Origin of the sequence: Sphingomonas sp. Ant H11, from assembly GCF_000797515.1 — a bacterium.
Classification (GTDB): Bacteria; Pseudomonadota; Alphaproteobacteria; order Sphingomonadales; family Sphingomonadaceae; genus Sphingomonas.
Genome location: NZ_JSBN01000110.1, coordinates 1 through 23107 on the forward strand (window position 1 = coordinate 1; position 23107 = coordinate 23107).

General features: G+C 66.4%; 24 protein-coding genes and 5 pseudogenes. 18 read left to right on the plus strand and 11 right to left on the minus strand.

The genetic code is table 11. The features are described from left to right. The first annotated feature begins 142 nt into the window (after positions 1-142). From NW75_RS17800 to NW75_RS17815, 6 genes are read left to right on the plus strand one after another with little or no spacing between them, the layout of a single operon-like run. Positions 143-1624 (plus strand): TolC family protein, encoded by a 1482-nt coding sequence (locus tag NW75_RS17800; protein WP_033966543.1) that lies wholly within the window; start codon positions 143-145, stop codon positions 1622-1624. Further along, positions 1621-2631, plus strand: a complete 1011-nt coding sequence (locus NW75_RS17805) for an HlyD family secretion protein (protein WP_052192489.1) — start codon at positions 1621-1623, stop codon at positions 2629-2631. Before NW75_RS17800 ends, NW75_RS17805 begins: the two co-directional genes overlap by 4 nt. After that, on the plus strand, positions 2628-3131 hold the full coding sequence (locus NW75_RS26835; protein WP_231565290.1) for an ABC transporter permease: 504 nt from the start codon (positions 2628-2630) through the stop codon (positions 3129-3131). The genes NW75_RS17805 and NW75_RS26835 overlap by 4 nt, the downstream gene beginning before the upstream one ends. Beyond that, complete coding sequence (locus tag NW75_RS26840) at positions 3103-3765, plus strand: ABC transporter permease (protein WP_231565291.1); 663 nt, start codon at positions 3103-3105, stop codon at positions 3763-3765. Before NW75_RS26835 ends, NW75_RS26840 begins: the two co-directional genes overlap by 29 nt. Continuing rightward, on the plus strand, positions 3762-3932 hold the full coding sequence (locus NW75_RS24650; RefSeq protein ID WP_156143066.1) for a hypothetical protein: 171 nt from the start codon (positions 3762-3764) through the stop codon (positions 3930-3932). The genes NW75_RS26840 and NW75_RS24650 overlap by 4 nt, the downstream gene beginning before the upstream one ends. Further along, positions 3889-4878, plus strand: a complete 990-nt coding sequence (locus NW75_RS17815; protein ID WP_156143067.1) for an ABC transporter permease — start codon at positions 3889-3891, stop codon at positions 4876-4878. The genes NW75_RS24650 and NW75_RS17815 overlap by 44 nt, the downstream gene beginning before the upstream one ends. A gap of 42 nt (positions 4879-4920) precedes the next feature. Here NW75_RS17815 and NW75_RS17820 read toward each other — a convergent pair whose 3' ends face one another. Beyond that, positions 4921-5181 (minus strand): hypothetical protein, encoded by a 261-nt coding sequence (locus tag NW75_RS17820; protein WP_052192490.1) that lies wholly within the window; start codon positions 5179-5181, stop codon positions 4921-4923. Between the two features lie 530 nt (positions 5182-5711). On the opposite strand from NW75_RS17820, the gene NW75_RS17825 reads away from it, so the two are divergent. The 7 genes and pseudogenes from NW75_RS17825 to NW75_RS17850 all read left to right on the plus strand — a co-directional run bounded on the left by NW75_RS17825 (position 5712) and on the right by NW75_RS17850 (position 12050). Beyond that, positions 5712-6332: a lectin OAA family protein gene (locus tag NW75_RS17825; protein ID WP_231565292.1), complete on the plus strand. Its 621-nt coding sequence runs from the start codon at positions 5712-5714 to the stop codon at positions 6330-6332. Beyond that, a complete protein-coding gene (locus tag NW75_RS26845) occupies positions 6308-6529 on the plus strand; it encodes a hypothetical protein (RefSeq protein ID WP_231565293.1) in 222 nt (73 codons plus the stop codon). Before NW75_RS17825 ends, NW75_RS26845 begins: the two co-directional genes overlap by 25 nt. Before the next feature lie 198 nt (positions 6530-6727). Further along, positions 6728-7441: a response regulator gene (locus NW75_RS17830; protein WP_033966545.1), complete on the plus strand. Its 714-nt coding sequence runs from the start codon at positions 6728-6730 to the stop codon at positions 7439-7441. Continuing rightward, positions 7438-8742 carry an ATP-binding protein gene (locus NW75_RS17835; protein ID WP_033966547.1) on the plus strand — a complete coding sequence of 435 codons (1305 nt, stop codon included), beginning with the start codon at positions 7438-7440 and terminating at the stop codon, positions 8740-8742. The genes NW75_RS17830 and NW75_RS17835 overlap by 4 nt, the downstream gene beginning before the upstream one ends. Positions 8743-8849: 107 nt before the next feature. Further along, positions 8850-9547, plus strand: a pseudogene (locus NW75_RS17840) (carbonic anhydrase). Further along, on the plus strand, positions 9544-11061 hold the full coding sequence (locus NW75_RS17845; protein ID WP_052192491.1) for a SulP family inorganic anion transporter: 1518 nt from the start codon (positions 9544-9546) through the stop codon (positions 11059-11061). The pseudogene NW75_RS17840 and the gene NW75_RS17845 overlap by 4 nt, the downstream one beginning before the upstream one ends. A 166-nt stretch (positions 11062-11227) precedes the next feature. Next, positions 11228-12050, plus strand: a pseudogene (locus NW75_RS17850) (TorF family putative porin). A 47-nt stretch (positions 12051-12097) separates the two neighbouring features. On the opposite strand, the gene NW75_RS17855 reads toward NW75_RS17850, so the two are convergent. Beyond that, entirely contained in the window at positions 12098-12796 is a 699-nt protein-coding gene (locus tag NW75_RS17855; RefSeq protein WP_033966568.1) for a pirin family protein, read from the minus strand. A gap of 127 nt (positions 12797-12923) precedes the next feature. Here NW75_RS17855 and NW75_RS17860 point away from each other — a divergent pair, with 127 nt between their 5' ends. After that, positions 12924-13853 carry a LysR family transcriptional regulator gene (locus NW75_RS17860; protein ID WP_033966548.1) on the plus strand — a complete coding sequence of 310 codons (930 nt, stop codon included), beginning with the start codon at positions 12924-12926 and terminating at the stop codon, positions 13851-13853. Between the two features lie 7 nt (positions 13854-13860). Here the strand turns inward: NW75_RS17860 and NW75_RS17865 are convergent. The 9 genes and pseudogenes from NW75_RS17865 to NW75_RS17905 all read right to left on the minus strand — a co-directional run bounded on the left by NW75_RS17865 (position 13861) and on the right by NW75_RS17905 (position 20921). Beyond that, positions 13861-14561: pseudogene (locus NW75_RS17865) on the minus strand (YoaK family protein). A gap of 12 nt (positions 14562-14573) precedes the next feature. Continuing rightward, positions 14574-15968, minus strand: coding sequence for an alginate export family protein (locus tag NW75_RS17870; protein ID WP_033966550.1), 1395 nt, complete (start codon positions 15966-15968; stop codon positions 14574-14576). A gap of 1 nt (position 15969) precedes the next feature. Then, the gene (locus NW75_RS17875) at positions 15970-16386 is read right to left on the minus strand and encodes a DoxX family protein (RefSeq protein ID WP_033966552.1); all 417 of its coding nucleotides are present in this window, start codon (positions 16384-16386) and stop codon (positions 15970-15972) included. Next, positions 16383-17278: pseudogene (locus NW75_RS17880) on the minus strand (glyoxalase). Before NW75_RS17880 ends, NW75_RS17875 begins: the two are co-directional and overlap by 4 nt. 23 nt (positions 17279-17301) lie before the next feature. Next, positions 17302-19236 (minus strand): amidohydrolase, encoded by a 1935-nt coding sequence (locus tag NW75_RS17885; protein WP_171010548.1) that lies wholly within the window; start codon positions 19234-19236, stop codon positions 17302-17304. Next, positions 19233-19481 carry a XapX domain-containing protein gene (locus tag NW75_RS17890; RefSeq protein WP_033966553.1) on the minus strand — a complete coding sequence of 83 codons (249 nt, stop codon included), beginning with the start codon at positions 19479-19481 and terminating at the stop codon, positions 19233-19235. The genes NW75_RS17885 and NW75_RS17890 overlap by 4 nt, the downstream gene beginning before the upstream one ends. Positions 19482-19563: 82 nt before the next feature. Further along, complete coding sequence (locus NW75_RS17895) at positions 19564-20226, minus strand: hydrolase (RefSeq protein ID WP_033966554.1); 663 nt, start codon at positions 20224-20226, stop codon at positions 19564-19566. 14 nt (positions 20227-20240) lie between these two features. Further along, entirely contained in the window at positions 20241-20636 is a 396-nt protein-coding gene (locus NW75_RS17900) for an OsmC family protein (protein WP_033966555.1), read from the minus strand. 12 nt (positions 20637-20648) lie between these two features. Further along, the gene (locus NW75_RS17905; RefSeq protein ID WP_033966557.1) at positions 20649-20921 is read right to left on the minus strand and encodes a hypothetical protein; all 273 of its coding nucleotides are present in this window, start codon (positions 20919-20921) and stop codon (positions 20649-20651) included. A 309-nt stretch (positions 20922-21230) separates the two neighbouring features. Here NW75_RS17905 and NW75_RS17910 point away from each other — a divergent pair, with 309 nt between their 5' ends. The 4 genes and pseudogenes from NW75_RS17910 to NW75_RS17925 form a co-directional block, all read left to right on the plus strand. Then, a complete protein-coding gene (locus NW75_RS17910; protein WP_033966559.1) occupies positions 21231-21650 on the plus strand; it encodes a DoxX family protein in 420 nt (139 codons plus the stop codon). Between the two features lie 130 nt (positions 21651-21780). After that, positions 21781-21915: a hypothetical protein gene (locus NW75_RS27520; protein WP_260591593.1), complete on the plus strand. Its 135-nt coding sequence runs from the start codon at positions 21781-21783 to the stop codon at positions 21913-21915. 8 nt (positions 21916-21923) lie between these two features. After that, complete coding sequence (locus NW75_RS17920) at positions 21924-22511, plus strand: NADPH-dependent FMN reductase (protein ID WP_033966562.1); 588 nt, start codon at positions 21924-21926, stop codon at positions 22509-22511. Between the two features lie 140 nt (positions 22512-22651). Further along, positions 22652-23107, plus strand: a pseudogene (locus tag NW75_RS17925) (ABC transporter substrate-binding protein); the annotation flags it as partial.

Sequence of the window (23107 nt, forward strand, 5' to 3'; positions counted from 1 at the left end):
TGCTCGCGGCGATCCGCGCGCGACGGGCGAGGCGCTCGGGCGAGGCAAGGCGCTGACGGCGGCGGCGGGCGTTTAGGCATGGCGTAGCTTTTGGCGCGTTGGTATGCGCAACCCTCGGCCAACGATTTCGGGGGAATGGCGCATGGTAGGAAGCGGGCACTGGCCGATCGCGATCGCGCTGGTGTCGGCGAGCGCGTCGGGTGCTTCCGCGCAGACCGCGCTCAGCTTCGATGCGGCGCAGGCGCGCTATGATCGCAGCTCGCACACCATCAGCGCCGCCGATCACGGTGTCGAGGCGGCGCGCGCGGCGGCGGATGCGGTGCGCACGCTGCACCGGCCGATCGTCACCGCATCGGTGCAATATCTCGAATATCAAAAGAGCCTGTCGGTCGATGTGAGCGGCCCCAAGGCGACGACGCTGGGCAACACGCAGACGTTCCTGGCGGCGCTGCCCGCGAGCGTGCCGCCCGCTTACCAGCAGATCGCCGCCGACATTAGCGGGCGGCTGTCGCAGGCGCTGCCGGGGCTGTTCAACGCGATCCCCGACCAGCTCAGCTATCGCTTCCGCGACGATGTGCTGCGCCCGACGGTGCAGGGGGCGTTGCCGCTCTATACCGGCGGCGCGATCCCGGCGATCCAGCGCGCGGCGCAAGGCGGGGTGGCGATGGCGGAGGGGCGGCGCGCGCAGGCGCTCAACCTCGCGCGGATCGACCTGATCCGCGCCTATTTCGGACAACAGGCAGCAGCGGGCTTGCTCGAGTCCGCGCGGCGCAGCCGCGATGCGTTGGACGCGGTTTTGTCGGATTCGCGCAAGCTGGAGGCGGCGGGGGTGATCCCGCATGCGCGCACGCTGGAAGTGGAGGTGGCGCGCGACACCGCCGAGCGCGTCTATCAGCGTGCCGATTTGTCCTATGCCAGCGCGCGCGACGATCTGGCGCGGCTGCTCGATCTGGAGACGGGCGTCGCGCCGACCACGGCGCTGTTTGTGCAGACGCGTCCGCTTGCGCCGGCACAGGCGTTCCTGGGCAATGAAGGCAATGTGCCGGAGGCGCGCACCGCCGATGGCGGGCGGCAAGTCGCCGATGCGGGGGTCGCGCTGGCGCGCTCGCAGCGGTTGCCGCAGGCTTATGCCTTTGGCGAATATAATTTCAACCAATCCAACGCCTTGCCGATCGAACCCGATTGGACGGTCGGGGTTGGCGTGCGCTATACGATCCTCTCCAATATCGGGCGCAAGCATAGCGAGGACGCCGCGCGCGCCACCGCCGCCGCCGCCGCCGACACTGCGGCTGAAGCGCGCAAGACTGCCACCGGCGCGACGATGCGCGCCTACAATCTGGTCGAGGCGGCGCGGCGGTCGTTCGTGCTGCTCGACAGCAGCATCACCGCCGCGCGCGAGAATCTGCGGGTGCAGACGGTCGCGTTTCGCGAGGGCGAGGGGACGGCGACGCCGGTGATCGCGGCGCAGGCGGCGCTGGATGCGGCCGAGGCGCAGCGCATTTCGGTGGCGTATGAATATGATCTGGCGCTGGCCGGGCTGCTGGCATCGTCCGGGCGGCTGGATGAATTTAGCGGCTATCTCGCGCGCGCCGACCAGCGCCTTGTCTATGGAGCCGGGCAATGACCGATACCGCATCCGAAACCCCCGCCCCAAGCCGCCGCGCGCGCATCCTGCTCTATGTCGGGCTGGCGCTGGTCGCGGTGATCGTCGCGGTCGGGCTGTTCCTTGCCAGCCGCCCGGCACCGGAACAGATTCAGGGCATGGTCGAGGCGGACAGCGTGAATGTCGCGACCAAGACGCTGGCGCGGGTCGACCGGCTGTTGGTCGACGAGGGCGCGCGCGTTGCGGCGGGGCAAGTGCTGGCGACGCTGTCGAGCCCCGAACTCGGCAATGCCGAACGCCAGGCGCAAGGCGCGCTCGATACGGCGCGGGCGTTGCAAGCGGTGGCGCAAGCGGGCGCAAGGAGCGAGGATGTCGGGTCGCTGCGCGCGATCTGGCAATCGGCTCAGGCTGCCGCGAACCTTGCCGCCACTTCCAGCAAGCGCGCCGATACGCTCTATGCCGAGGGCGTGATCGCCGCGCAGCGCCGTGACGAGGCGCATGCCGCGCGCGACAGCAGCATGCGCTCGGCCGAGGCGGCGCGGCTGCAATATGAGAAGGCGCTGGCGGGCACGCGCAGCGAGGACAAGCAAGCCGCCGCCGCGCAAGTGCGCATCGCCGAGGCGGGCCTTTCGACCGCGCAGACGCTGGTGGCGGAGACGAAGCTGGTATCGCCGATCGGGGGCGAAGTGGCGCGCAAGCTGTTGCAACCGGGCGAGATCGTCAGCCCGATCCTGCCCGCCTATCAGGTCACCGATATCGACCATCCCTGGGTCGCGATTACGGTGCGCGAGAGCCAATATGGTGGGCTGGCCGTGGGGCGGGTGCTGACGGGGCATGTCCCCGCGCTCAACCGCGATGTACGTTTCCGCGTCGCCTATATCGCGCCCGAGGCCGAATTCGCCACGATCCGCGCGACGCGCCAGTCGAGCGGCTATGACGTGCGCTCCTTTTCGGTGAAGCTGCGCCCGGCCGAGCGCGTGCCGGGGCTGCGGCCGGGGATGAGCGTGCTGTTCGACTGGCCGCGATGAGCGGGCTGCGCCGCGCGCTCGGGGCCGAGCTGGCGCATTTGGCGCGCGATCGCTTCGATCTGGCGCTGCTAACGCTGCTGCCGTTGCTGTTCCTGCTCGTCATGGGCGGGATGCTGTTTGCGGGCGTGCCGCAGGGGCTGGGCGTGCGCATCGTCGACCAGGACCACAGCGCCGTGTCGCGCGCGGTGATCCGCGCGATCGCGGCGTCGGATACGGTGCGTGTGGCCGGTGTCGGCAGCGATCTGGCCGAGGCGTTCGCGGCGGTGCGGCGCGAACAGGCGGTGGCGGTGGTGGTGCTGCCCGCCGGGCTGGGTGATGGCCGCGCCCGCGCCGCGCCGCGCTCGGTCGAGATCTTCTACCAGACGGCGTTTTCTGTCGACCGGCGCGCTCGCCTCCACGCGGTTGCAATTGGCGGTCACCACCGAACTGGCGCGTCATGCGCTTGCGCAGTCCGGTTTGAGTGGGGCCGCCTTGCTCCACGCGCCGCCGCCGGGGGTTGAGGTGACCGTGCTCGGCAATCCCGGCGCGAGCCTGGAATGGTATCTCGGGCTGCTGATCGGCCCGGCGCTGCTGCATCTGCTGATCGCGGTGACGACGGCGGCATCGCTGGGGCGGGAATTGGAGGACGGATCGCTGGCCGTGTGGGCGCGGCGGGTCGGCAGTCCTGCGGCGGCGCTGGTCGGGCGTTTCCTGCCGCATGTCGTGATCGGCACGCTGTGGCTGTGCCTGTGGCTGTTGTGGCTGACGCTGGGGCAGGGGTATCGCTTCGGCGGCGAGATCGTCTTGGTGGCGGTTGGCGGAGTGCTGCTGTTCACCGCCACCGCCGCGATGTCGGCGCTATTGATCGCGCTGACGGGCGAAGTCGCGACGAGCCTGTCGGCGAGTGTGATCTATGCTGGATCGGCGCTGGCCTATTCGGGCGCGTCGTTGCCGCTCAACGGCGGTATTCTGTTCGCGCGGGTGTGGAGCAGCGTGCTGCCGCTGACGCACTATGTGGCGCTGGAGATGGATCAGACGATCGGGGTTAGCCTCGCGACCTGGGGTCGGCAGGCGGCGGTGCTGGCGCTGGTGCCGCTGGTCGCGGGCGGCGCGGCGCTGCTGGTGATCCGCCGGCAAATGCGGCGCGCGGCATGAGCTTTCGCCAGGCTTTCGAAGGCGCACTGCTGGAGATCCTGCGCACGCGCGATCTGGTCGCGGTCGCCGTGATCTCGGTGCTGTTCTACGCCTTTTTACTATCCTGCGCCTTATGCCCATCAGGTGGTCGAGCGGTTGCCGATCGTGGTGGTCGATGCCGATCATAGCGCGCTGTCGCGCGCGATCGTGCGTCAGCTCGACGCCGCGCCCGAGGTAACGATTGCCGAGGAAGCGCCCGACATGGCGACCGCCACGGCGCTGGTGCGGGCGCGTAAGGTGGAGGGCGTGTTGCTGCTGCCGCGCGGGCTGGCGAGCGGGCTAATGCAGGCGCGGCCCGGCACCGGCATCGCCTTGTGGCTGAACGGCGCGTATTTGCTGCGCGCCGAGGCGGTGGGCAAGAGTATCGCCGGTGCGATCACCGCGACCGTGCAGCAGCGCCTTGCCGGGGTGCCGCAAATCCAGGCCTTGTCGAACGTGTCGGTCGTCACCCGGCCGTTGTTCAACACCACCGAAGGCTATCGCGACTATGTCTTTCCAGCGGTCGCCAATGTCATCCTCGAACAGACGCTGCTGTTCGCGGTGGCGCGGCTGATTGCCGAGCGGCGGCGCAAGGGGCTTTGGGTGCCGGGCGCGCGCGCTTTTGCCGGGGTGTGGGCGGGCTGCGCCACCATCGGGACGCTGGCGGGCGGGCTGTATTTCGGGCTGGTATTCTGGCTGCAGGATATCCCCCATGGCGGGAATATCCCGGCGCTGGTGTTGGTGGTGCCGCTGTTTGCGGCCACGGTGGCGGCGCTCGGGATGCTGGTCGGCAGCCTGGTGCGCAACGGCGACGATGCGCTGAAGTTGCTGATCCCGACCTCGATCCCGTTTGTGTTCCTGTCGGGCTTCGCCTGGCCGCTGGTGGCGATGCCTTTATGGGTGCAGGCGCTGGCGTGGACGATCCCGGTGACGCCCGCGACCCATCTGTTTGTGCCGCTCAACCAGATGGGTGCGACGCTTGGCGAAGTGTCGGGTGCGCTGGCGGTGCTGGCGGCGCAACTGGCGTGCTTCGGTGCGCTGGCGGCGCTGCGGCTGGCGAGACACGCAAAGGTTGGGGGCGGTGCGGCGGTTTGATCTTGCGAGGCGAACCAGCCGCACCGTCGTTCCGGCCCAGTCTCAAAGGGGCGCGGCGGTGCGTTGCGTATCCGTGATGTGAACGCCGTCCTTCGCCCAGTTGGCGCGGGTGCGGCACGGGTCGGGCGGCGTGCCCGGGCGCGGATCGGCGGGCGACGCGTCGGCGAAGAAGCGAATGCAATAGACATCTCGGTCCGCTTTATAGGTTACCCGGTAGGTTTCGGTGATGGTGCTTCGGCGTGGCGCAGAGTGCGGTGACGCGGCGACGGCGGCGAGTGCGATCAGGTGGGCGGTCAGGCTCATGGCGGATCTCCAAGCGACCGGGGCATGGATTTGCCGCCGCCCGCTTCGGAGTCCATGCGAGAAGTGTGCCATATGACCAACACACCAGATTGCGTGACGGCCGTGGCCGTTTGCGAGGGTGTGGCGTGGTCCACTTTCCCGATCCTTGGTTCGTGACGCCAATGTGTAGAAGGAGCGTACCCCGAGAGGATCGCGCAGTCGGGGGTGTCGGCGCGGATGCGGGGCCGACCATTTACTGGACAATCAGCGGCGGCGAGACTGGTCGCGGCCCGGCGTCGTCGCATCGCTCTGACGCAATAGGTCGTCAATAAGATCGCCTATAGATCGGACAATATACTTGAGCGAAATACGAATATGCTGTAATTAATACGTGCTTGATCGACTCGTGATATCGGCAGGCCAGTCCGCTTCAAATAGAGTATATTTGATATCCCACGGCTATCGCATAGCCCGTGGCGTTAACGCGTGACCTTTTTAAAAGAACGATAAAAATCGGTTTTAATCCGTAACCCTAGGAAAGGATGTCGACTATGACCGTCTACAATATCCAAAATCAGTGGGGCGGTTCGTCCGCACCGTGGCACGACGGTGGGGTGCTCAACATCGGAAACCGCGCAGACCAATTGCCCACCGCACTCCATATTCAATCCGGCGATGGCGGACTGAGCTTCACCGGTACGATGACGTATCAGGGTGAGGGGCCGATCGGCCTGCGCGCAACGCGCGTGACCGAAAATTGCTACCAGGCCGAAAACCAATGGGGTGGCAACGACGCCCCGTGGCACGATGCGGGCCTGTTCCTGCTCGGCGCGCGCGATGGCCAGAATGCGGTGGCGTTCGACCTGACGTCCAAGGACGGTCAGACGGTGACGGGCACGATGACCTATGCGGGTGAAGGCCCGATCGGCGTCAAGGGCACCAAATCTCCCGGTCTCGCCTTCAACGCCACCAATCAATGGGGCGGCAGCGGGGCTCCGTGGCATCAGGGCGGCCAGTGGGTGATCGGGTGCCGGCCGGACCAGCCAGTGGTTGGCCTCGAAGTGTCGAGCCACGACAATGGCAAGACGCTGACGGGTACGATGACCTATAAGGGCGAAGGTCCGATCGCTTCCGCGGCACGCGCACGATGGCCAACACCTACAGCGTGGTGAACCAATGGGGCGGCAACGACGCACCCTGGCATCCGGGTGGTGAATGGGTGCTCGGCTGCCGCGGCAAGCAGGGCGTCGTCGCGATCAGCGCCAAGGGCGACGGTGCGAACCTGAACGGCACGATGATGTATGCCGGGGAAGGTCCGATCGGTCTCGCGCTGGTGCCGAGCGTCGCCAAGGTCCACGCCACGGCGTGAAGATGACGGCCGCTCCCCGGCACGACCGGGGGGCGGCATGTCGTGGGTGCGATCGCAATCGTGCCGGGTCTTGGCTGTTGTGTGACGAAATGTTGCTGGGGATCGGGGTAGGATCGCTCGGACCGCTGTGTGCGTTGACGCTGCTGAAGCGCGTCCCTACCGAAACGGACACATGAAACCTTGCCTGACCCCACGCCGATGACGACTGCCCCCACTATCGTCCTGGTCGAGGACGACCCCGCGCTACGCACGCTGACCACGCGGGCGTTGCAGGAGCATGGCTATACCGTCCGCCCCGCCGCCTCCGCGCCCGAAATGTGGCTGGCGATGGACGCCGGGCCGGTCGACCTGGTGCTGCTCGACATCATGTTGCCGGGCACTGACGGTATCGAGCTGTGCCGGCGCTTGCGGCAGAAGAGCAATGTGCCGATCATCTTTATCAGTGCCCGCGCGAGCGAAACCGATCGTGTCGTCGGACTGGAGCTGGGGGCGGACGATTATCTTGCCAAGCCGTTCGGCACGCGCGAACTGACCGCGCGCATCCGCGCCGTGCTGCGCCGGACCGAGGCCCCGCGCGACACGCAGGATCGCGAGGAAGGCGTGCGCCGCTTCGACGGCTGGACGGTCAGCTTGCCGCGGCGCGAATTGCAGGCACCGAGCGGCGCGGTGGTCGATCTGACCGGGGCGGAGTTCGATCTGCTGGTCAGCCTGCTCGACCATGCCGGCCGCGTGATCGCGCGCGAACGGCTGATCGAACTGTCGCGCACGCGTATGGGGGACAGCACCGATCGCAGCGTCGACGTGCTGGTCAGCCGCTTGCGCCGCAAGCTGACGACCGAGGGCAGCGCGCCGCCGATCGTGACGGTGCGCGGGGTCGGCTATATGTTCAACACCACGGTCGAGCGTTCTTGAGGCGTTTCGTGCATCCCTCGCTCGGGCTGATCGGGCGGGTCGTGGCGATCCTGCTGCTCGCGATGCTCGTCGAATTTACCATGAATGCCGTGCTGTACGAGCGCGCCAGCCAGTTTTCGGTGCGCGACGATGTCGGGCGGCGGCTGGCCGAACATCTGGTGATCGCGCGGCGGCTGACGATGGATACGCCAGTGGCCGAGCGCCCGGCGATGGCGCGGCGCCTGTCGACCCCGCATTACACGATGGCATGGAGCGCCACCGCGCCCGCGCCGACCGACCCCGCGCTTACCCAGATGCGCGCGCGCGTGCTCAGCTGGGAACCGGTGCTGCGCTCAGGCGATTTGCGGCTCCACCTCGATACGATCGGTGAGGATGCCTATGTCGCGGGGGCGAGTGCGCTGCCCGATGGGAGCTGGCTGCACTTCCGCACGGTTGAGCCGATCGACAGCCTGGACGAATCGTATAGTCGCATCCTGATCGCCTTCGCCATCGCGGGCGGCGTGATGGTGCTGGGCGGTGCGCTGATCGGGCGGACGCTGCGCCCGATGCGGCAATTGGCGGATGCGGCGGACCGCTTCGGCACCGCCGAGCCGCGGCCCTTGGTCGAGGAGGGGCCGGGCGAGGTGCGCCGCGTCATCACCGCGTTCAACCGAATGCAGGCGCGCATCCAGCAACTGATCGCCGATCGGACCCAGGCGCTGGCGGCGGTGGGGCATGATATCCGCACCCCGCTGGCGCGGCTGCGGTTGCGCGCGGAGGGCGTCTCGGTCGAGCCGCTCCGCGACGAAATTTTGGGCGACGTGGCCGAGATGGATGCCATGGTCGCATCGCTGCTTGCCTTTCTCGGTGGCGAGGATGACCCCGAAAAACCCGTGCTGGCCGATCTCGCCGTATTGTGCGCGACGCTGGCCGACGATGCTGCGGATCACGGGCGCGAGGTGCATTATGTCGGCCCATCGCATCTCGAGCATCGCTTCCGCCCGCTCGGTATGAAGCGCGCGCTGACCAATCTGGTCGAGAACGGCCTGCACCACGGATCGGTGGTGACGATCGCGCTCTCCGCCACTGCGCGTGACGTAATTTTGCGGGTCGAGGATGACGGGCCGGGTATTCCGGAAGACGCCTTGCAGAGCGTGCTGGAGCCGTTCGTCCGGCTCGATACCGCGCGTCGGCGCGATACGCTGGGGCTGGGGCTGGGGCTGGCGATCGTGGTGCGACTGGTCGACCTGGAAGGCGGCGCGCTACGCCTCACCAATCTGCCCGAAGGCGGCCTGCGTGCGGAAATCCGCCTGCCACGTTGATCGGAAACGCTTCCTTACAAAAGTGCCGCGTTGCAGCAAAACGCAGTTCGTATCTGATCCTGTGAAGCCCGCGCAGCCCCCGCGCGGTGCAAGCAGGAGCCAGGTTCATGAACGAGCTGATCGGTCGCGTCTTCGACTTTCAGAAGTCGGTGTTCCCCAATCAGAGCGCGCTCTACGCGAACCTCGCCGTCAACGGCCAGCGGCCAAAAGCGCTGATCGTGTCGTGCGCGGATTCGCGCGTGGTGCCCGAGGAAATTCTGCAGGCCGCCCCCGGCGATCTGTTCGTCTGCCGCAATGCCGGCAATATCGTTCCCCCGTTCAGCAACGCCAATGGCGGTGTGACCTCGACGGTTGAATATGCCGTCATGGCGCTGGGGGGTGCGCGACATCATCGTCTGCGGTCATTCCGACTGCGGCGCGATGAAGGCGTTGATGAACCCGTCGTCGCTGGAAACCATGCCCAATGTGGCGGCGTGGTTGCGCCATAGCCATGCGGCGCATTCGGTGGTGAGCGATGCCTATCCCGATCTTGACGGCCACGATCAGGTGCGCGCGGCGGCGCTGGAAAAACGTCGTGGTGCAGATCGCGCATCTGCGCACGCATCCGGCGGTCGCCTCGGGCATCGCGCGCGGCGAGCTGGCGCTGCACGGCTGGTTCTTCGACATTCATCAGGGTGCGGTGTTCGCGCTCGATGGCGGCACGGGCCGCTTCGAGCAGATCCGCGACGATCGCCCGATGCCGGTCGCCTTGCCCGCGCAGCAGCGCCTTGCTTCGGGCGTATCCTATCTGGAGGCGGCTGAATGAGCTTCGCCGGTTTCAAATTGCCGACGCTGGCAGTGGCTTCGCGGGATTTTACCGCGTCGATCGTCGTGTTTCTGGTGGCGATGCCCTTGTGCATGGGCATCGCCATCGCGTCTGGTGTGCCGCCTGAAAAAGGCCTGATCACTGGCATCATCGGCGGCATCGTCGTGGGGGCGCTGGCCGGTTCCCCCTTGCAGGTCAGCGGCCCCGCCGCTGGCCTTGCCGTCGTCGTGTTCGAGCTGGTCCGTGACAAGGGCCTGTCGGCACTGGGGCCGATCCTGATCCTCGCCGGGTTGATTCAGCTTATTGCCGGCATCCTCAAGGTCGGCGGCTGGTTCCGTGCGATCTCGCCCGCCGTCGTCCACGGCATGCTCGCCGGGATCGGCGTGCTGATCGTCGTCGGCCAGTTCCACGTGCTGTTCGATGCGCGGCCCTTGCCGAGCGGCATCCAGAATCTGCTCGCCATTCCCGGCCGTTTGTTCGGGTTGTCGGCGACCAACGTCTCGGGCGTCGAACAGGCGTTCATGATCGGCCTGTTGACGATCGCGGCGATGCTGGGCTGGGAACGCTTCCGCCCGGCTGCGCTGAAGCAAGTGCCAGCAGCGCTCGTCGGCGTTATGGTCGGCACGCTGACCGCGTTCAGCCTCGGCCTCACGATCGACCGCGTCGATGTGCCGCAATCGATCGTCGCCGCCGTCGCGCTCCCCGCGCCGGACTTCCTGGCCCAGTGGATCGACCCGTCGATCATCGTCGCAGCGCTTGCCATCGCCTTCATCGCCAGCGCGGAGACGCTGCTGTCGGCGGCGGCGGTCGACCGGATGCACAATGGCGTGCGCACCGATTACAATAAGGAACTGCGCGCGCAGGGCATCGGCAATTTGCTGTGCGGCGTGGCGGGCGCCTTGCCGATGACCGGCGTGATCGTGCGCAGCTCGGCCAACGTGCAGGCGGGCGCGACGACGCGGCTCTCGACGATGCTGCACGGAATCTGGATTCTGGGCTTCGTCGCGTTGCTGCCGTGGCTGCTGCGCGAAATCCCGATGGCGGCGCTGGGCGCGATCCTGGTGGTGACCGGGGTTCGGTTGGTCAGTCTCGCGCACGTCCGTCACCTGTTCCACAGCTATGGCGTGTTGCCAGCGCTGATCTGGGCGGTGACGCTCGTGGCGGTGGTGGCGGAAGATTTGTTGACCGGCGTGCTGGTCGGCATCGCGCTCTCGCTGCTCGAACTGGTGCCGCATGTGCGTCGCCTGGGCCTGAAGGTCGAAATGCCCGATGAGACGCAAGGGCGCTGCATGGCGCTGGCGGGCAGCGCGACCTTCGTGACCTTGCCCAAATTGTCGGACACGCTGGATGCACTGCCGATGGATGGGCCGACGTGCCTCGACGTGTCGCGGCTGACCAAGGTCGATCATACCTGCGCCGAATTGCTCAAGGAATGGCTCGCGCGGCGGCGTGCGGCCGGGCATCCGGTCGAATTGACCGGTGCGTCCTACAAGCTCGCCACGATGACCGCGTAGCAAGCAACGCTTCGTTACAAAGCGGCAAGATCGCGGCACCACCGCGACGCTACACCAGAACTCCCGAGGTCGACCGCTCCCCATCGCATCCCCCAATCCGGCGATGAGAGGAGCGGCGGCACCGGACCGCAGGCGGGAACCCACCACCACTTCAAAGGGGGATCCCATGTATCGATTCACGTTCGCCGCCGCGCTCGCGCTGATCGCCAGCCCCGCCGTCGCGCAGGACACGGGCGGAGACACCGCACCGCCACCGCCGTTCAAGGTATCGGGCAGCGTCGCGCTCGTCTCCGACTATCGCTTCCGGGGCGTGTCCCAATCCGACAAACAGATCGCGCTGCAGGGCGGCATCACCGTCACCCACGAAAGTGGCCTCTACGCCAGCACCTGGGCCTCGAACCTTGCCGGCTGGGGCACCTTTGGCGGTGCCAATCTCGAGCTCGATCTGGTCGGCGGCTATAAGCGCCCGCTCGCTGGCGGCACGATCGATGTCGGGCTGACCTGGTACATGTATCCCGGAGGTGCCGCTCTCACCGATTTCGCCGAACCCTATGTCAAAGTGAGCGGCACGCTTGGTCCGGCGACCTTGCTGGCGGGTGTCGCCTATGCGCCAAAGCAAAAGGCGCTGGGCAATTTCTCCAACACGGCCGAAAGCCGCGGGCAGTCCCAGGACAATCTCTATCTGTGGGGCGATGGCAGCGCGGGCATTCCCGGCACGCCCGTCACCGCCAAGGCACATATCGGTTATTCCAAGGGCAATCCCGGGCTGGGGCCGAACGGCACCAGCGTGGCACCGACGGGGGAGCTATTGGGACTGGCTGCTGGGGGTCGATTATGTTGTCGGCCCGGTGACGCTGGGCGTCGCTTATGTCGACACCGACATCAGCCGCGCGAAATCGGCCTATCTCCTGCCGAACTTCTCCTCGACCAAGAACGGATCGTCGATCGCGGGCAGCAAGGTGGTGTTCAGCGTTTCCGCCGCCTTCTAACGACGGATTATGGCCGCCGGGGCAGGAACCCCGGCGGCCAATATGGTTCAGGCAGCGTCGACCAGCACGATCTCGCTATCCTCGATCGCGGTTACCCGCAGCACCGCTTCATCGCGGATCGCCGCACCGTCGCGGGCGTTGACGCGCACGCCGTCAATCTCGATCGCGCCCGTCGCGGGGACGAGATAGCCGCGCCGATCCTTGCCGAGCGGATATTCGGCGGTCTCGCCCGCCTTGAGCGTGGCACCGACAACGCGGGCGTCGGTGCGGATCGGCAGCGCATCGCCATCCTCGGCAAAGCCGCTCGCCAGCACCACGAACTGTCCGGCGCGATCGCCCTTGGGGAAGGGGCGGGCACCCCAGCTTGGCTTCTCGCCACCGCGCGTCGGCTGGATCCAGATCTGGAAGATCCTGGTGGTGATATCCTCCTTATTATATTCGGAATGGGTGATGCCCGTGCCGGCACTCATCACCTGGACATCGCCCGCCTCGGTGCGGCCGAGATTGCCGAGATTGTCCTGGTGCGTGATCGCGCCTTCGCGGACATAGGTGATGATCTCCATGTCGCGATGCGGATGCGGCGGGAAGCCGGTCTGCGGGGCGATCGTGTCGTCATTCCACACCCGCAAATTGCCCCAATTGGTGCGCGCCGGGTCGTAGTAATTGGCGAAGGAGAAATGGTGCTTGGCATCGAGCCAACCGTGATTGGCACCGCCGAGGCTGGCATAAGGGCGAAGGTCGATCATGGCGCAAACTCCTGTGCTGCGGTGGACTGGCAGGGTGCCGGTCCGTCCGTCGATGACAGGGATATAGAGCGGCTCGACTTCGCTGCTCAGTCGGATAAAGTGCATCGAAACGTTCGAGAAAGTTGATATGCACAATCCCGGTACGCCAACCCTGGACCAGCTCCGCGTGTTTCTGGCCGTGGTCGATACCGGCAGTTTTGCCGCTGCCGGGCGCAAGCTCAACCGCGCGGTGTCGGTCATCAGCTATGGCATCGCCAATCTCGAGGCGCAATTGGGCGTGCTGCTGTTCGACCGGGAAGGCACGCGCAAGCCCAAGCTGACCGAGGCCGGGCGCGCGGTGCTGGCCGAGGTGCGCAGCGTCGCGCAGGGCATCGACGGTCTTCGCGCCAAGGTGAAGGGGCTGCTCGACGGGCTGGAGGCCGAGGTGCATCTGGCGGTGGACGTGATGCTGCCCGCGCAGCGGCTGGGCAAGGTGTTACGCGCCTTCGCTGCCGCCTACCCCACGGTCACGCTGCGCTTGCATGTCGAGGCATTGGGAGCAGTGGTCGCTTTGGTGCAAGATGGGGAAGCGGTGGTCGGCATCTCCGGGCCGCTGGCGGCTGGGCGTGTGGGGATCGAAGCGGTGACGGCGGGATCGGTGCAGATGGTGCCGGTCGCCGCGCCCGACCATCCGCTCGCGCGGATGACGCCGATCCCGCCCGGCGCAGGGCGCGATTTCGTGCAACTCGTGTTGACCGATCGCTCGCCTTTGACCGAGGGGCGCGACTTTGCGGTGATGAGCCCGCGCACCTGGCGGCTGGCCGATCTCGGCGCGAAACATGAATTGCTGCGCGAGGGGATCGGCTGGGGCAACATGCCGCTGCCGCTGATCGAGGGCGATCTGGTGGCCGGGACGCTGGTGAGGCTGGCGATGCCCGAACAGCCGGGCGGGATCTATCGTTTTTCGGGCATCTGGCGGCGGGACGTGCCGCCCGGCCCGGCGGCATCCTGGCTGCTCGACCAGTTCGTCGCGCAGGGCCGCGAGGATGCCGAGCTTCCGGGCGTTCCCGACGTGTGAGAACCGGTTACCCCGCCAGCGGTCGCCTCGCATCGGGATGCAGCGTGCAGGCGATCGTCCCACCCAGAATCAGTGCCCCTGCCACTGCGAGCGGCACAGCCAGCCCGTATCGCACCAGCACCGCGCCGAGCGCAGCGCCCAGCAAGATCGCCACCACCGCGGCGATCCGCCGCGCCCAATTGGGGTTGCTGCCGCCCGCCAGTGTCGAATCGGCGGCGAGGCCGGTGATCGTGAGCGTCAGCACCGTGGTCGTCAGGTCGGGCACCTTCAATTGGCGGATCGTGGCGTTGCGGTAGCCCATTGCGACCGCCGTCAGCGCGATGATCGCAAACAACTGCCATTCGGGCGTCAGCGTCGCCGGATCGAAGCCGAGGGCGATGATCGCCGCAGCCCACAGCAAAACCGCCTCGATCAGCGCCGACCAGAGCAGCCAGTGACGCAGCGGGCGGTTGGTGTGGAAGCGCCCGGTGCGCCCGGCGAGGAACGCGCCGAGCATGAAGGTGGCGATCGCGATCAGATAGGGCGCGACGGTGAAACCGGGCGTGCCCACAGCGGCGAAGCGAGAAAGACGATGTTCCCGGTCATGTTCGCGGTGAACACCTTGCCCAGCCCGAGCACGCTGGTCGCATCGACCAGGCCGGTGGTGAAGGAGAGCAACAGCAACAGCGGCGGCAACAGAGCGGGTTGGGGAGGCGTGGGGGTGGCCATTGTCATCATCCTTCAGAAACGGAAGTCGCTTTCAAGACCCAGCATCGTGATCGTCCGCGCGGGGCCTGTCTCGCGGATGAAGGTGCCGGGCGCGAAGGCGGAGAGCGAGGCGGAAAAGCTCAGCTCGCGCGTCGCCTGCCATGCAACCGTCGCTTCGATCTCCTTGCCGATGAAGCGCGCGCGCGACCTGCCCGGCGCGCGGATCAGCCGACCGGGAATATCATACACCCCATCCGCCAGCGAGGCACGCCAATAGGCCATGCCGGCTAGGCTCGCCGTGACACCGTTGCCAAATGTGCCGGACACTTGCGGGTTGAGGTTGATCAGATTGTACGGTCCGACCGGGGACAGCTCGCCGAAATATTTGCCCTTGGGGAAGAGCGCGTTGAAGGTGCCAAGGTGGTGGTCATTGGGGTTGCCGTCACCACTCGCATAATCGAGGCGGACTTGCAGATCGGGGGCGAAGCGGATCTTGGGGAAGTGCCGCCCGACCTCGCTGCCAAGCGTCCACGCGCCGATCGAGCCATCGGCGAAGCGGCCGAATTGCGCCACGCCCTCGACATTCCAATGCCAGGTGGTGACATCGCCGAACCAGCGCGCACCGATGCTGTGACGCAGCTCGCGCGCCGTCACGCCGCCGAAGGTCGCCTGGGTGTTGCGATAGCCCAAATAGTAGAGATCGACCCCGCTGCGTGGACGTTTGACCGAGCCATAGGCCCCCCACAGCGCGCGGGTGCGGGAACGACGATCGTCGAAGCTGCCGAGTCCCGGCTCGACCGGGCGCACCGCGATCAGGCTGAGCGTCGCGCCGCCAAGCGAGGCAAGTCCGCGAAATCCATCAAAGGCGAGCGGGACATTGGGGCCGTAGCGCGTGCCGACCATCCGCTCGGTGCCGAGCGAGAGCATCTGTCGCCCCGCGCGCAGCGTGAGACCGGTCGCATCCGGGTCGCCGGTATGCGCCTCGCCCAGCCGCACATCGACAAAGCCCTGCAGCAGATCGGTGCGGGTCTGGTCGATCGGCGAATTGCTGGGGCGCACGCCGATCGCATAAGCGGCGATCGGTTCGACAAAGGCGCGGACGCGGCCGACATGCAGATCGGCATAAGGCATGGCGCGCAGCCACAGATAGCCATCATTGGGGGCCGCGCCGCCGCCCCAGAGGTTGTTGTGATAGTCCTCGTTGCGCAGCCGCAGTTCGAGCCCGGTCGAAACATAGCTGTCGGTGCCGAGCGCGATGTAGTTGAACTGCTCGGTCCAATGCCCGGTGCGCTGGGCGGGGTCGGCGAGCGTCGACCAATCCTCGTCATAGCGCGTCGTGGTCAGCGTCGGCGGTTTCCAGGCGTCGCTCGACTGCGCCACGGCTGGGCTGGCGGTGACGAATGTTGCCAGAAGAACCGCGCGGCGCATCTTAGCGCCGCCGGGCCGCGACCATCGCCACCATCACGAACGCGGCAACCAGGCCGAGATGCTCGAAAAAGTCGTTGGTCGCGATGAAGCGCGCTTGCCCCTGCAGCGCCCAGAACGGGCTGGCGATGAAGGCGGTGAGCAAGGTGAACACGCCCAGCGCCCCGGCTGCGAGCCAGACGAAGCGCCCCCACAGGATCAGCACCGATCCGACCAGTTCGACCAGCAGCGTCAGCGCTGCGGTCAGTTCGGGCGGATGCACGCCGAAATGCACTTGCTCCGCCACCGCCGAGGGCCAGTTGCCCAGCTTGGCCACGCCGCCGATGAGATAGGCGCTGAGCAACGCCAGCCGCACGACGAACCAGGTCGGTGGCCAATCGAGGATCGCGGTGACGAAGCGTGGGGTTTCGTGCCCGGTCATCGCGCGGTCTGGCTGTGGATTTCGGCGATATAGCCGCCGGGGAAGCGCACGATCGCCGATTGGCGATCGGCTTCGGCATGCGCCGGGACCAGCGTCTCGACGCCCGCCGCCTGCGCCCTGGCGAGCGTGGCGGGAAGGTCCGCAACGGCATAGCCGGTCATGTCGCGGCCATAGGGCCAGGGCAGTTGGCCGTTGGAAACCATCACCGTCATGTCGCCATAGCCCGAGGTCAGGCGAATGCGGCGATAGGCAGTGCCCGGCTGGCCGATCTCGACGCCGGGCGCGGCCTTCTCATCCGACACCGTCCTGGCGTGCGCAAAGCGGGTCCAGCTTTTGACGAAGGCATCGGCACGGTCTGCGGTCAGATAGACGCGGTTTTCGGGCACGGTCACCAGCGTGGGATAATTGGGCTTGGTGGTGTGCCAATAGAGCTGCATGTTCACGCCGCCCGGCCATTGCACGACGGCATCGCGCCCGATCGGATCGGGGAAGGTGGTGATCAGCCGCGCCGCGCCGGATGCCACGGCCGCATCGACCGCCGCATCCATGTCGCTGACCAGATAGCCGTTACGCTCGACCCCGAAGGGGTAGGGGATGGGCGTGGTGAAGCCGAACACCGACACCGACCCCGCCTGGGTCAGCACCAGTTGCGACCAGGTCTTGCTCGTGGTCGGGGTGACCTGAAACGCGCCCTTCTTGGTCGTCGTGCCGCCGAAAGTAGCGATCAGGCTGGTGACGAAGCGATCGAAATCCTCGGGCGCGACATAGACGTGCGTCGTGTCATATTGCGGGCCGACGGCATAATCGGCGGTGACGGCTTCGCGCGCAGCGCAGGGGCGACAGGGGCGGTGCCGAGCATCAGCGCGGCGAGGAAGAGCGGCAGGCGTTTCATGGCGTGTCTCCGTGGGAAAAGCATCAGACGGCCCAGCAGCCGCAGCCGAACGAACCCCAGAAAGTCTGGACGTCGGCGGTGGGGGCGCTGGTGGCGAGGGCTGCGGCATGGTCATGGCCGTGGACCGCGCAACCGCTCGCGCATCCGCAGGCGCTCGCCAGCTTGGCGGCGGTGTCGGGGGTGCGGTGATAGCCGCCAAAGGTCGCGACCGGGGACCAATCGGGCATCGGCCGGGGCAAGGCCGGGGCGAGCGGCGCATAGTCGCCCTCGCCATAGACCACCGCGCCGCCGAGCACGGTCAGCACCGACCGCAAATGCGGGATTTCGCTTTCGGCCACGCTGAAATAATCGGCCGACAGCACCGCGAGATCGGCGAGCTGGCCGACCTTGATCTGCCCCTTTTTGCCGACTTCGTTCGAGAACCAGGTGTTTTCATGCGTCCACAGCCGCAGCGCCTTTTCGCGGCTCAGGCGGTTGACGCCGGGGTAGAGGCCGAGGCCGCCGACGGTCTTGCCCGTCACCAGCCAGTTGAGCGACACCCACGGATTGTAGCTGGCGACGCGCGTCGCATCGGTGCCCGCGCCGACCGGCAATCCGGCGGCCATCATCTTGGCGATCGGCGGGGTGCGCTCGGCGGCCTTTGCGCCATAGCGTTCTACGAAATATTCGCCCTGATAGGCCATTCTATGCTGGATCGCGATGCCACCGCCGAGGGCTGCGATGCGGTCGATATTGCGGTCGCTGATCGTCTCGCAATGGTCGAAGAACCAGTTGATCCCGGTGAAGGGAATGTCGCGCGCGACCTTCTCATACACATCGAGCGCACGGCCGATCGTCTGGTCATAAGTGGCGTGCAGCCGCCACGGCCATTTATGTTCGGCGAGCAAGCGGATGACGGGTTCGAGGTCGCCCTCCATGTTTGCCGGCATGTCGGGGCGTTCGACCCGGAAATCCTCGAAATCGGCGGCGGAATAGACGAGCATTTCGCCCGCGCCATTGTGGCGATAGCTGTCGTCGCCCTGGCCGGGCGTCACTTGCTTCACCCAGCCGCTGAAATCGGCCAGCTCTTCCTTGGGCTTTTGCGTGAACAGATTGTAGCTGATGCGCACGGTCAATTGGTTGTCGGCGTGGAGCTGCTCGATGATCGCATAATCATCGGGATAATTCTGGAAGCCGCCGCCCGCGTCGATCACACCGGTGACGCCGAGGCTGTTCATCTCGCGCATGAAGTGGCGCGTCGAATTGAGCTGATATTCGGGGGGCAGCTTGGGGCCCTTGGCGAGCGTGGAATAGAGGATCGTCGCATTGGGCTGTGCCAGCAACAGGCCGGTCGGGTTGCCCGCCGCATCGCGCACGATCTCGCCGCCGGGCGGGTTGGGCGTGTCCTTGGTATAGCCGACGACGCGCAGTGCAGCGGCGTTGAGCAGTGCGCGGTCGTACAGATGCAGGATGAACACCGGCGTATCGGGCGCGATCGCGTTCAACTCGGCGATAGTCGGCAAGCGTTTTTCGGCGAATTGATGCTCGGTAAAGCCACCGACCACGCGCACCCATTGCGGGGCGGGGGTGATGTCGACCTGGCGCTTGAGCATGGCGAGCGCGTCGGCAAGGCTCGGCACGCCATCCCAGCGGAGCTCCATATTATAGTTCAGCCCGCCGCGGATGATGTGCATGTGGCTGTCGATCAGGCCGGGGATGATGCGGCGGCCCTTGGCATCGATCACGCTTGCTTGCGGGGCGGCGGCGCGCACCTCGGCCTCGCTGCCGACCGCGAGGAAGCGCCCGTCGCGGATCGCGATCGCCTGCGCTTGCGGGTTTTCGCGGTCGAGCGTGGTGACCTTGGCATTGACGAGGATGAGATCGGTGGCCGGCATTGTGGAAGTCCTTGCGAGAAGCGGGGCGGCGAACGTGCCGATCGCCGCCCCGGCGATCGTCTGGCGGCGGGTGAGGTCGTTCATGCGTCCTGGTCGGGGTGGTCGCCGGGCAGGCGGCCAAAGACATGTTCGGCCGCTTCGGCGCGCAGGAAGGCAACCGCTTCGCCCGAGCTGACGCGCTTGACGAGCGGAATGACTTGTTCGCCGACGAGAATGCCGAGCAACCCGACCAGGGCGATGGCGGGCGGTGCGGGCGAACGCACGCCAAGCAGGCTGTAAATCAGCCCAACCAGCAAGCCGACGGCGAGCGAGATGAGATATGGCTTCATTTAGGTCACTTCCTGCTGGAGCGGTAAAGCCTGCAGCATCGGGGCGGGCGGGGGGCTTGGGACCCGCCCCGACGCGCCATCCTCAGCCGTGCTGGCCTTCGGAAGCCCCGAACATCGTCTTGGCGTAAGTGATGCCCAGCCCATAGGCTCCGCCCCATTTACGGGCGATAGCGGTGGTCGACTCATAGCTATCCACCCGTGCCCAATCGCGCTGCAGTTCGAGCAGATACTGCACCGACGTCATCGGCGTCGCGCCAAGCTGGATCATTCGCTGAACCGCGCGCTCATGCGCTTCGGGCGAAACGTCGCCGCAGGCATCGGCGATGAAATAGACATCGAAGCCCTGGTCGATCGCCGAGGCCACGGGACCGACGATGCAAACGCTGGTCCACAGCCCGGCGAACACGATGCGGGTCTTGCCGATGCGGTTGACCTCGTCGATCACGGCGGCATCTTCCCACGTGTTCATGCTGGTGCGGTCGAGCATTGCCTGGCCGGGAAAAGCGTCCTTGATCTCGTCGAACATCGGGCCCGAAAAGCTCTTTTCGGCAACCGTCGTCAGGATCGTCGACACGTTGAAGGATTTGGCGGCATTGCTGATGAGTGCTGCATTGTTGCGCAGCAATTCAGCACCGATCGATTTGGTGGCGAACGCCATTTGCGACTGGAAATCGATCAGTACGAGCGTGTGGTCGGTAGGCGAAATCAGCGATTTGCCGGGCGTTGCGGTCGCGGTGATGGTCATGGGAGGAACCTTTCTTACAATGTCGGAGTGGAAAGCGTGGTGTGGATCGCGATGCCGCTTTTCAGCGTCAGCGTGACGGGGGTGCGCTCGGCAATCTCGGCCAGGCGGGTCTGCGCGGCGGTGTCGGGCCCGACGATCGTCAGCAGCCGTTCGACACGGTTGCCATCTGGGCCGCCGACCAGGCGCAGCGCCACGTCGAGCGTTTCGATCGGCCAGCCCTTGCGATCGGCATACATGCGCAGCGTGATCGCGGTGCAGGCCCCCAAAGCGGACAGCAGCAGGTCGTACGGCGCGGGGCCGGCGTCTGCGCCGCCACGGCTGGCGGGTTCATCGGCGGTCAGCATATGGTGCCCGGTCGTGATCGCGGTGCGGTAGAATTCTGTGCCGATCCGGGCGGTGGCAGTGGCCATGCTACGATCCCTTCAAAGCGACAGCAGCGCGATCGCGTCGATCTGCGCTGGGTTGAAACCATGGGTCGACAGGCCATCCGCGAGGTCGCGGGCCGGGGTGCGGCGGCGGCGGGTCGTGCAGACGAACCGGCGGACCGCCTCGCGGCGCGGATCGGCGGCCACATCGGCGTTGCGCTTGCGGAAGAAGTGCGGCGCACATCCGCAGGCATCGGCTTCGCGCAGCGCTTCGGCGACGGCTGACCATTCGCGATTGTTGAGGACGGGCGGTGGGAGCAAAGACGACATCGGAACCTCCTGTGGCGACCCGGCAAGAGATGGCGAATTCGCGACGTCAGCGGCAGACGTATAAAATCGGTCAGAACGTTCCAAATTGTTGAATAGCGTTCCCATGAGCTCTGTTTAGCCACATTGGCGAGAACGGTCTTGGATCGCCGTGATGCGACCAGCATCTATCTGCGACACCCGTTCGTGCGCGCAGCCGACATTTCTAATAATTCGAACGAACGATACAATTTTATTCCACTGGTTGAGGGGGAGGGGCAGTGCCATCTTTGCGGCAACGGCGGGATTGGTCCGCCCCAAAGGAGATTTCCCATGGCTACCCTACCACTCGGTGCAACCGCCCGCCCCTCGACCAGCGCCGCTGCGCTTCCGCTCGTCGGCCGTACCGCGATTGCCGCGATCTTCGTCCTCAGCGGCCTGTCCAAGCTCGCCGCGCCCGCCGCCACGATTGGTTATATCCAGTCGGTCGGCCTGCCCTTGCCGCAAGTCGGCTTGGCGATCGCGCTGGTCGTGGAATTGCTCGGTGGTGTGGCGCTCATCCTTGGGTATCGCACGCGTCTGGTGGCGTCGGTGCTGGCGGTGTTCGCGATCGCGACCGCGCTCGCCTTCCACAGCGCGCTTGGCGACCAGAACCAGTTCATCCACTTCTTCAAGAACGTCGCTATCGCCGGTGGCCTGCTCAACGTCATCGCGCTGGGTGGCGGAGCGTGGAGCCTCGACGCCCGTCGCTGAACCACGGTCCTGCGCAGGAGAAAAAAAAAGCCGGACGGGGTACCCCGTCCGGCTTTTTCGTGCGCGGATGTTGCGTCTATCCAAGATCGCGCCGCGTTGTGCGGTTATGTTCGCCGTGAAAGGAACTTCGATGTCCGACCCTGACCCCAACCCCGACTCGACGCCCGATGTGCCGGCCGAGGACCATGAGGAAGAGCTGATCGACGAAGGTCTCGAGGAAAGTTTCCCCGCCAGCGATCCGCCCGCTGCTCCGCGTTTCGATTGAGCGGGGCGATGCAGAAGCTGCTCGTCCTTTATGGCTCGTACCGCTCCGACCGTATGGGCATTCGCCTTGCGGATTATCTCGTCCGACGCTTTCAGGCGCGCGGGGTCGACGCCGAATTGATCGACGCAAAGGCGGTCGGGCTGCCGATGCTCGATCGCATGTATAAGGAATATACCCCCGCTGAGGCACCGTCGGCGATGGCTGCGCTGGCAGCCAAGATCCGTGAAGCCGACGCCTTTTTGTTCGTCACAGGCGAATATAATTGGGGCGTGCAGCCGGGCCTCAAGAACCTGACCGACCATTTCCTTGAGGAATGGTTCTGGCGTCCCGCGGCGATCGCCAGCTATTCGGCGGGGCGGTTGTCCGGGGTGCGCGCCGCGCAGGCTTGGCACCCGACATTGGCGGAAATGGGCATGGTCGTGGTATCGAGCACTCTCTCCATTGGGCCTATCAGTGCAACGCTCGACCCCGCGGCGCAGCCGATCGGGGGCGGCGGTGCGGCGCTGGAAGCGGGGTTCGACCGGTTCGCCGATGATCTGACCTGGTGGGCGGATGCGGCGGCGCGGCAACGCGCGGTGGCGGCACCGCCTTATTGACCACGAGCGTTCTGCTGCGTTCGCGGCAGAACGATTTCGTTTGATAAAGGTGGGGGCTAAAGCGCAGGTGCACTGGTATCGTGCGCTTCCCGTCCTTCCCCGGACAGCGCGATCGTTGCGCGCGGAGGAGCGGGGGGTCGATGAGTAGGGATGTAGTGATTGCCCATGCGCGCCCCGGTTCCTCGCGGGCAGCACCGATCGCGCCGTCGCGCCGCGCCGTCGTCACCGGCCTGTGCGCCGCAACCCTGTGCGCCGCCGCGCCCACGCCCGCCCGTCCGCAACGGATCGTCTCGCTCAACCCCTGCCTCGATGTCATCCTCGTGCAACTGGTCGACCGCCGCCGGATCGCGGCGCTCAGCCATTGGGCGAGCGAGGCCAATGGCTCGACCATCGCAGCCCTCGCGCGCACGCTGCCCAAAACCTATGAGAGCGCGGAGGAAGTGATCGCGCTCGCGCCCGATCTGGTGTTGGGCGCAAAGCTGATGCCGCTGGCGACGCGGCAGGCGCTGGCGCGCAGCGGCTTGAACACCGCTTTGTTCGATGTGCCCGAAACCATCGCCACCAGCATCGCCCAAGTCCGCGATGTCGCGCGCGCG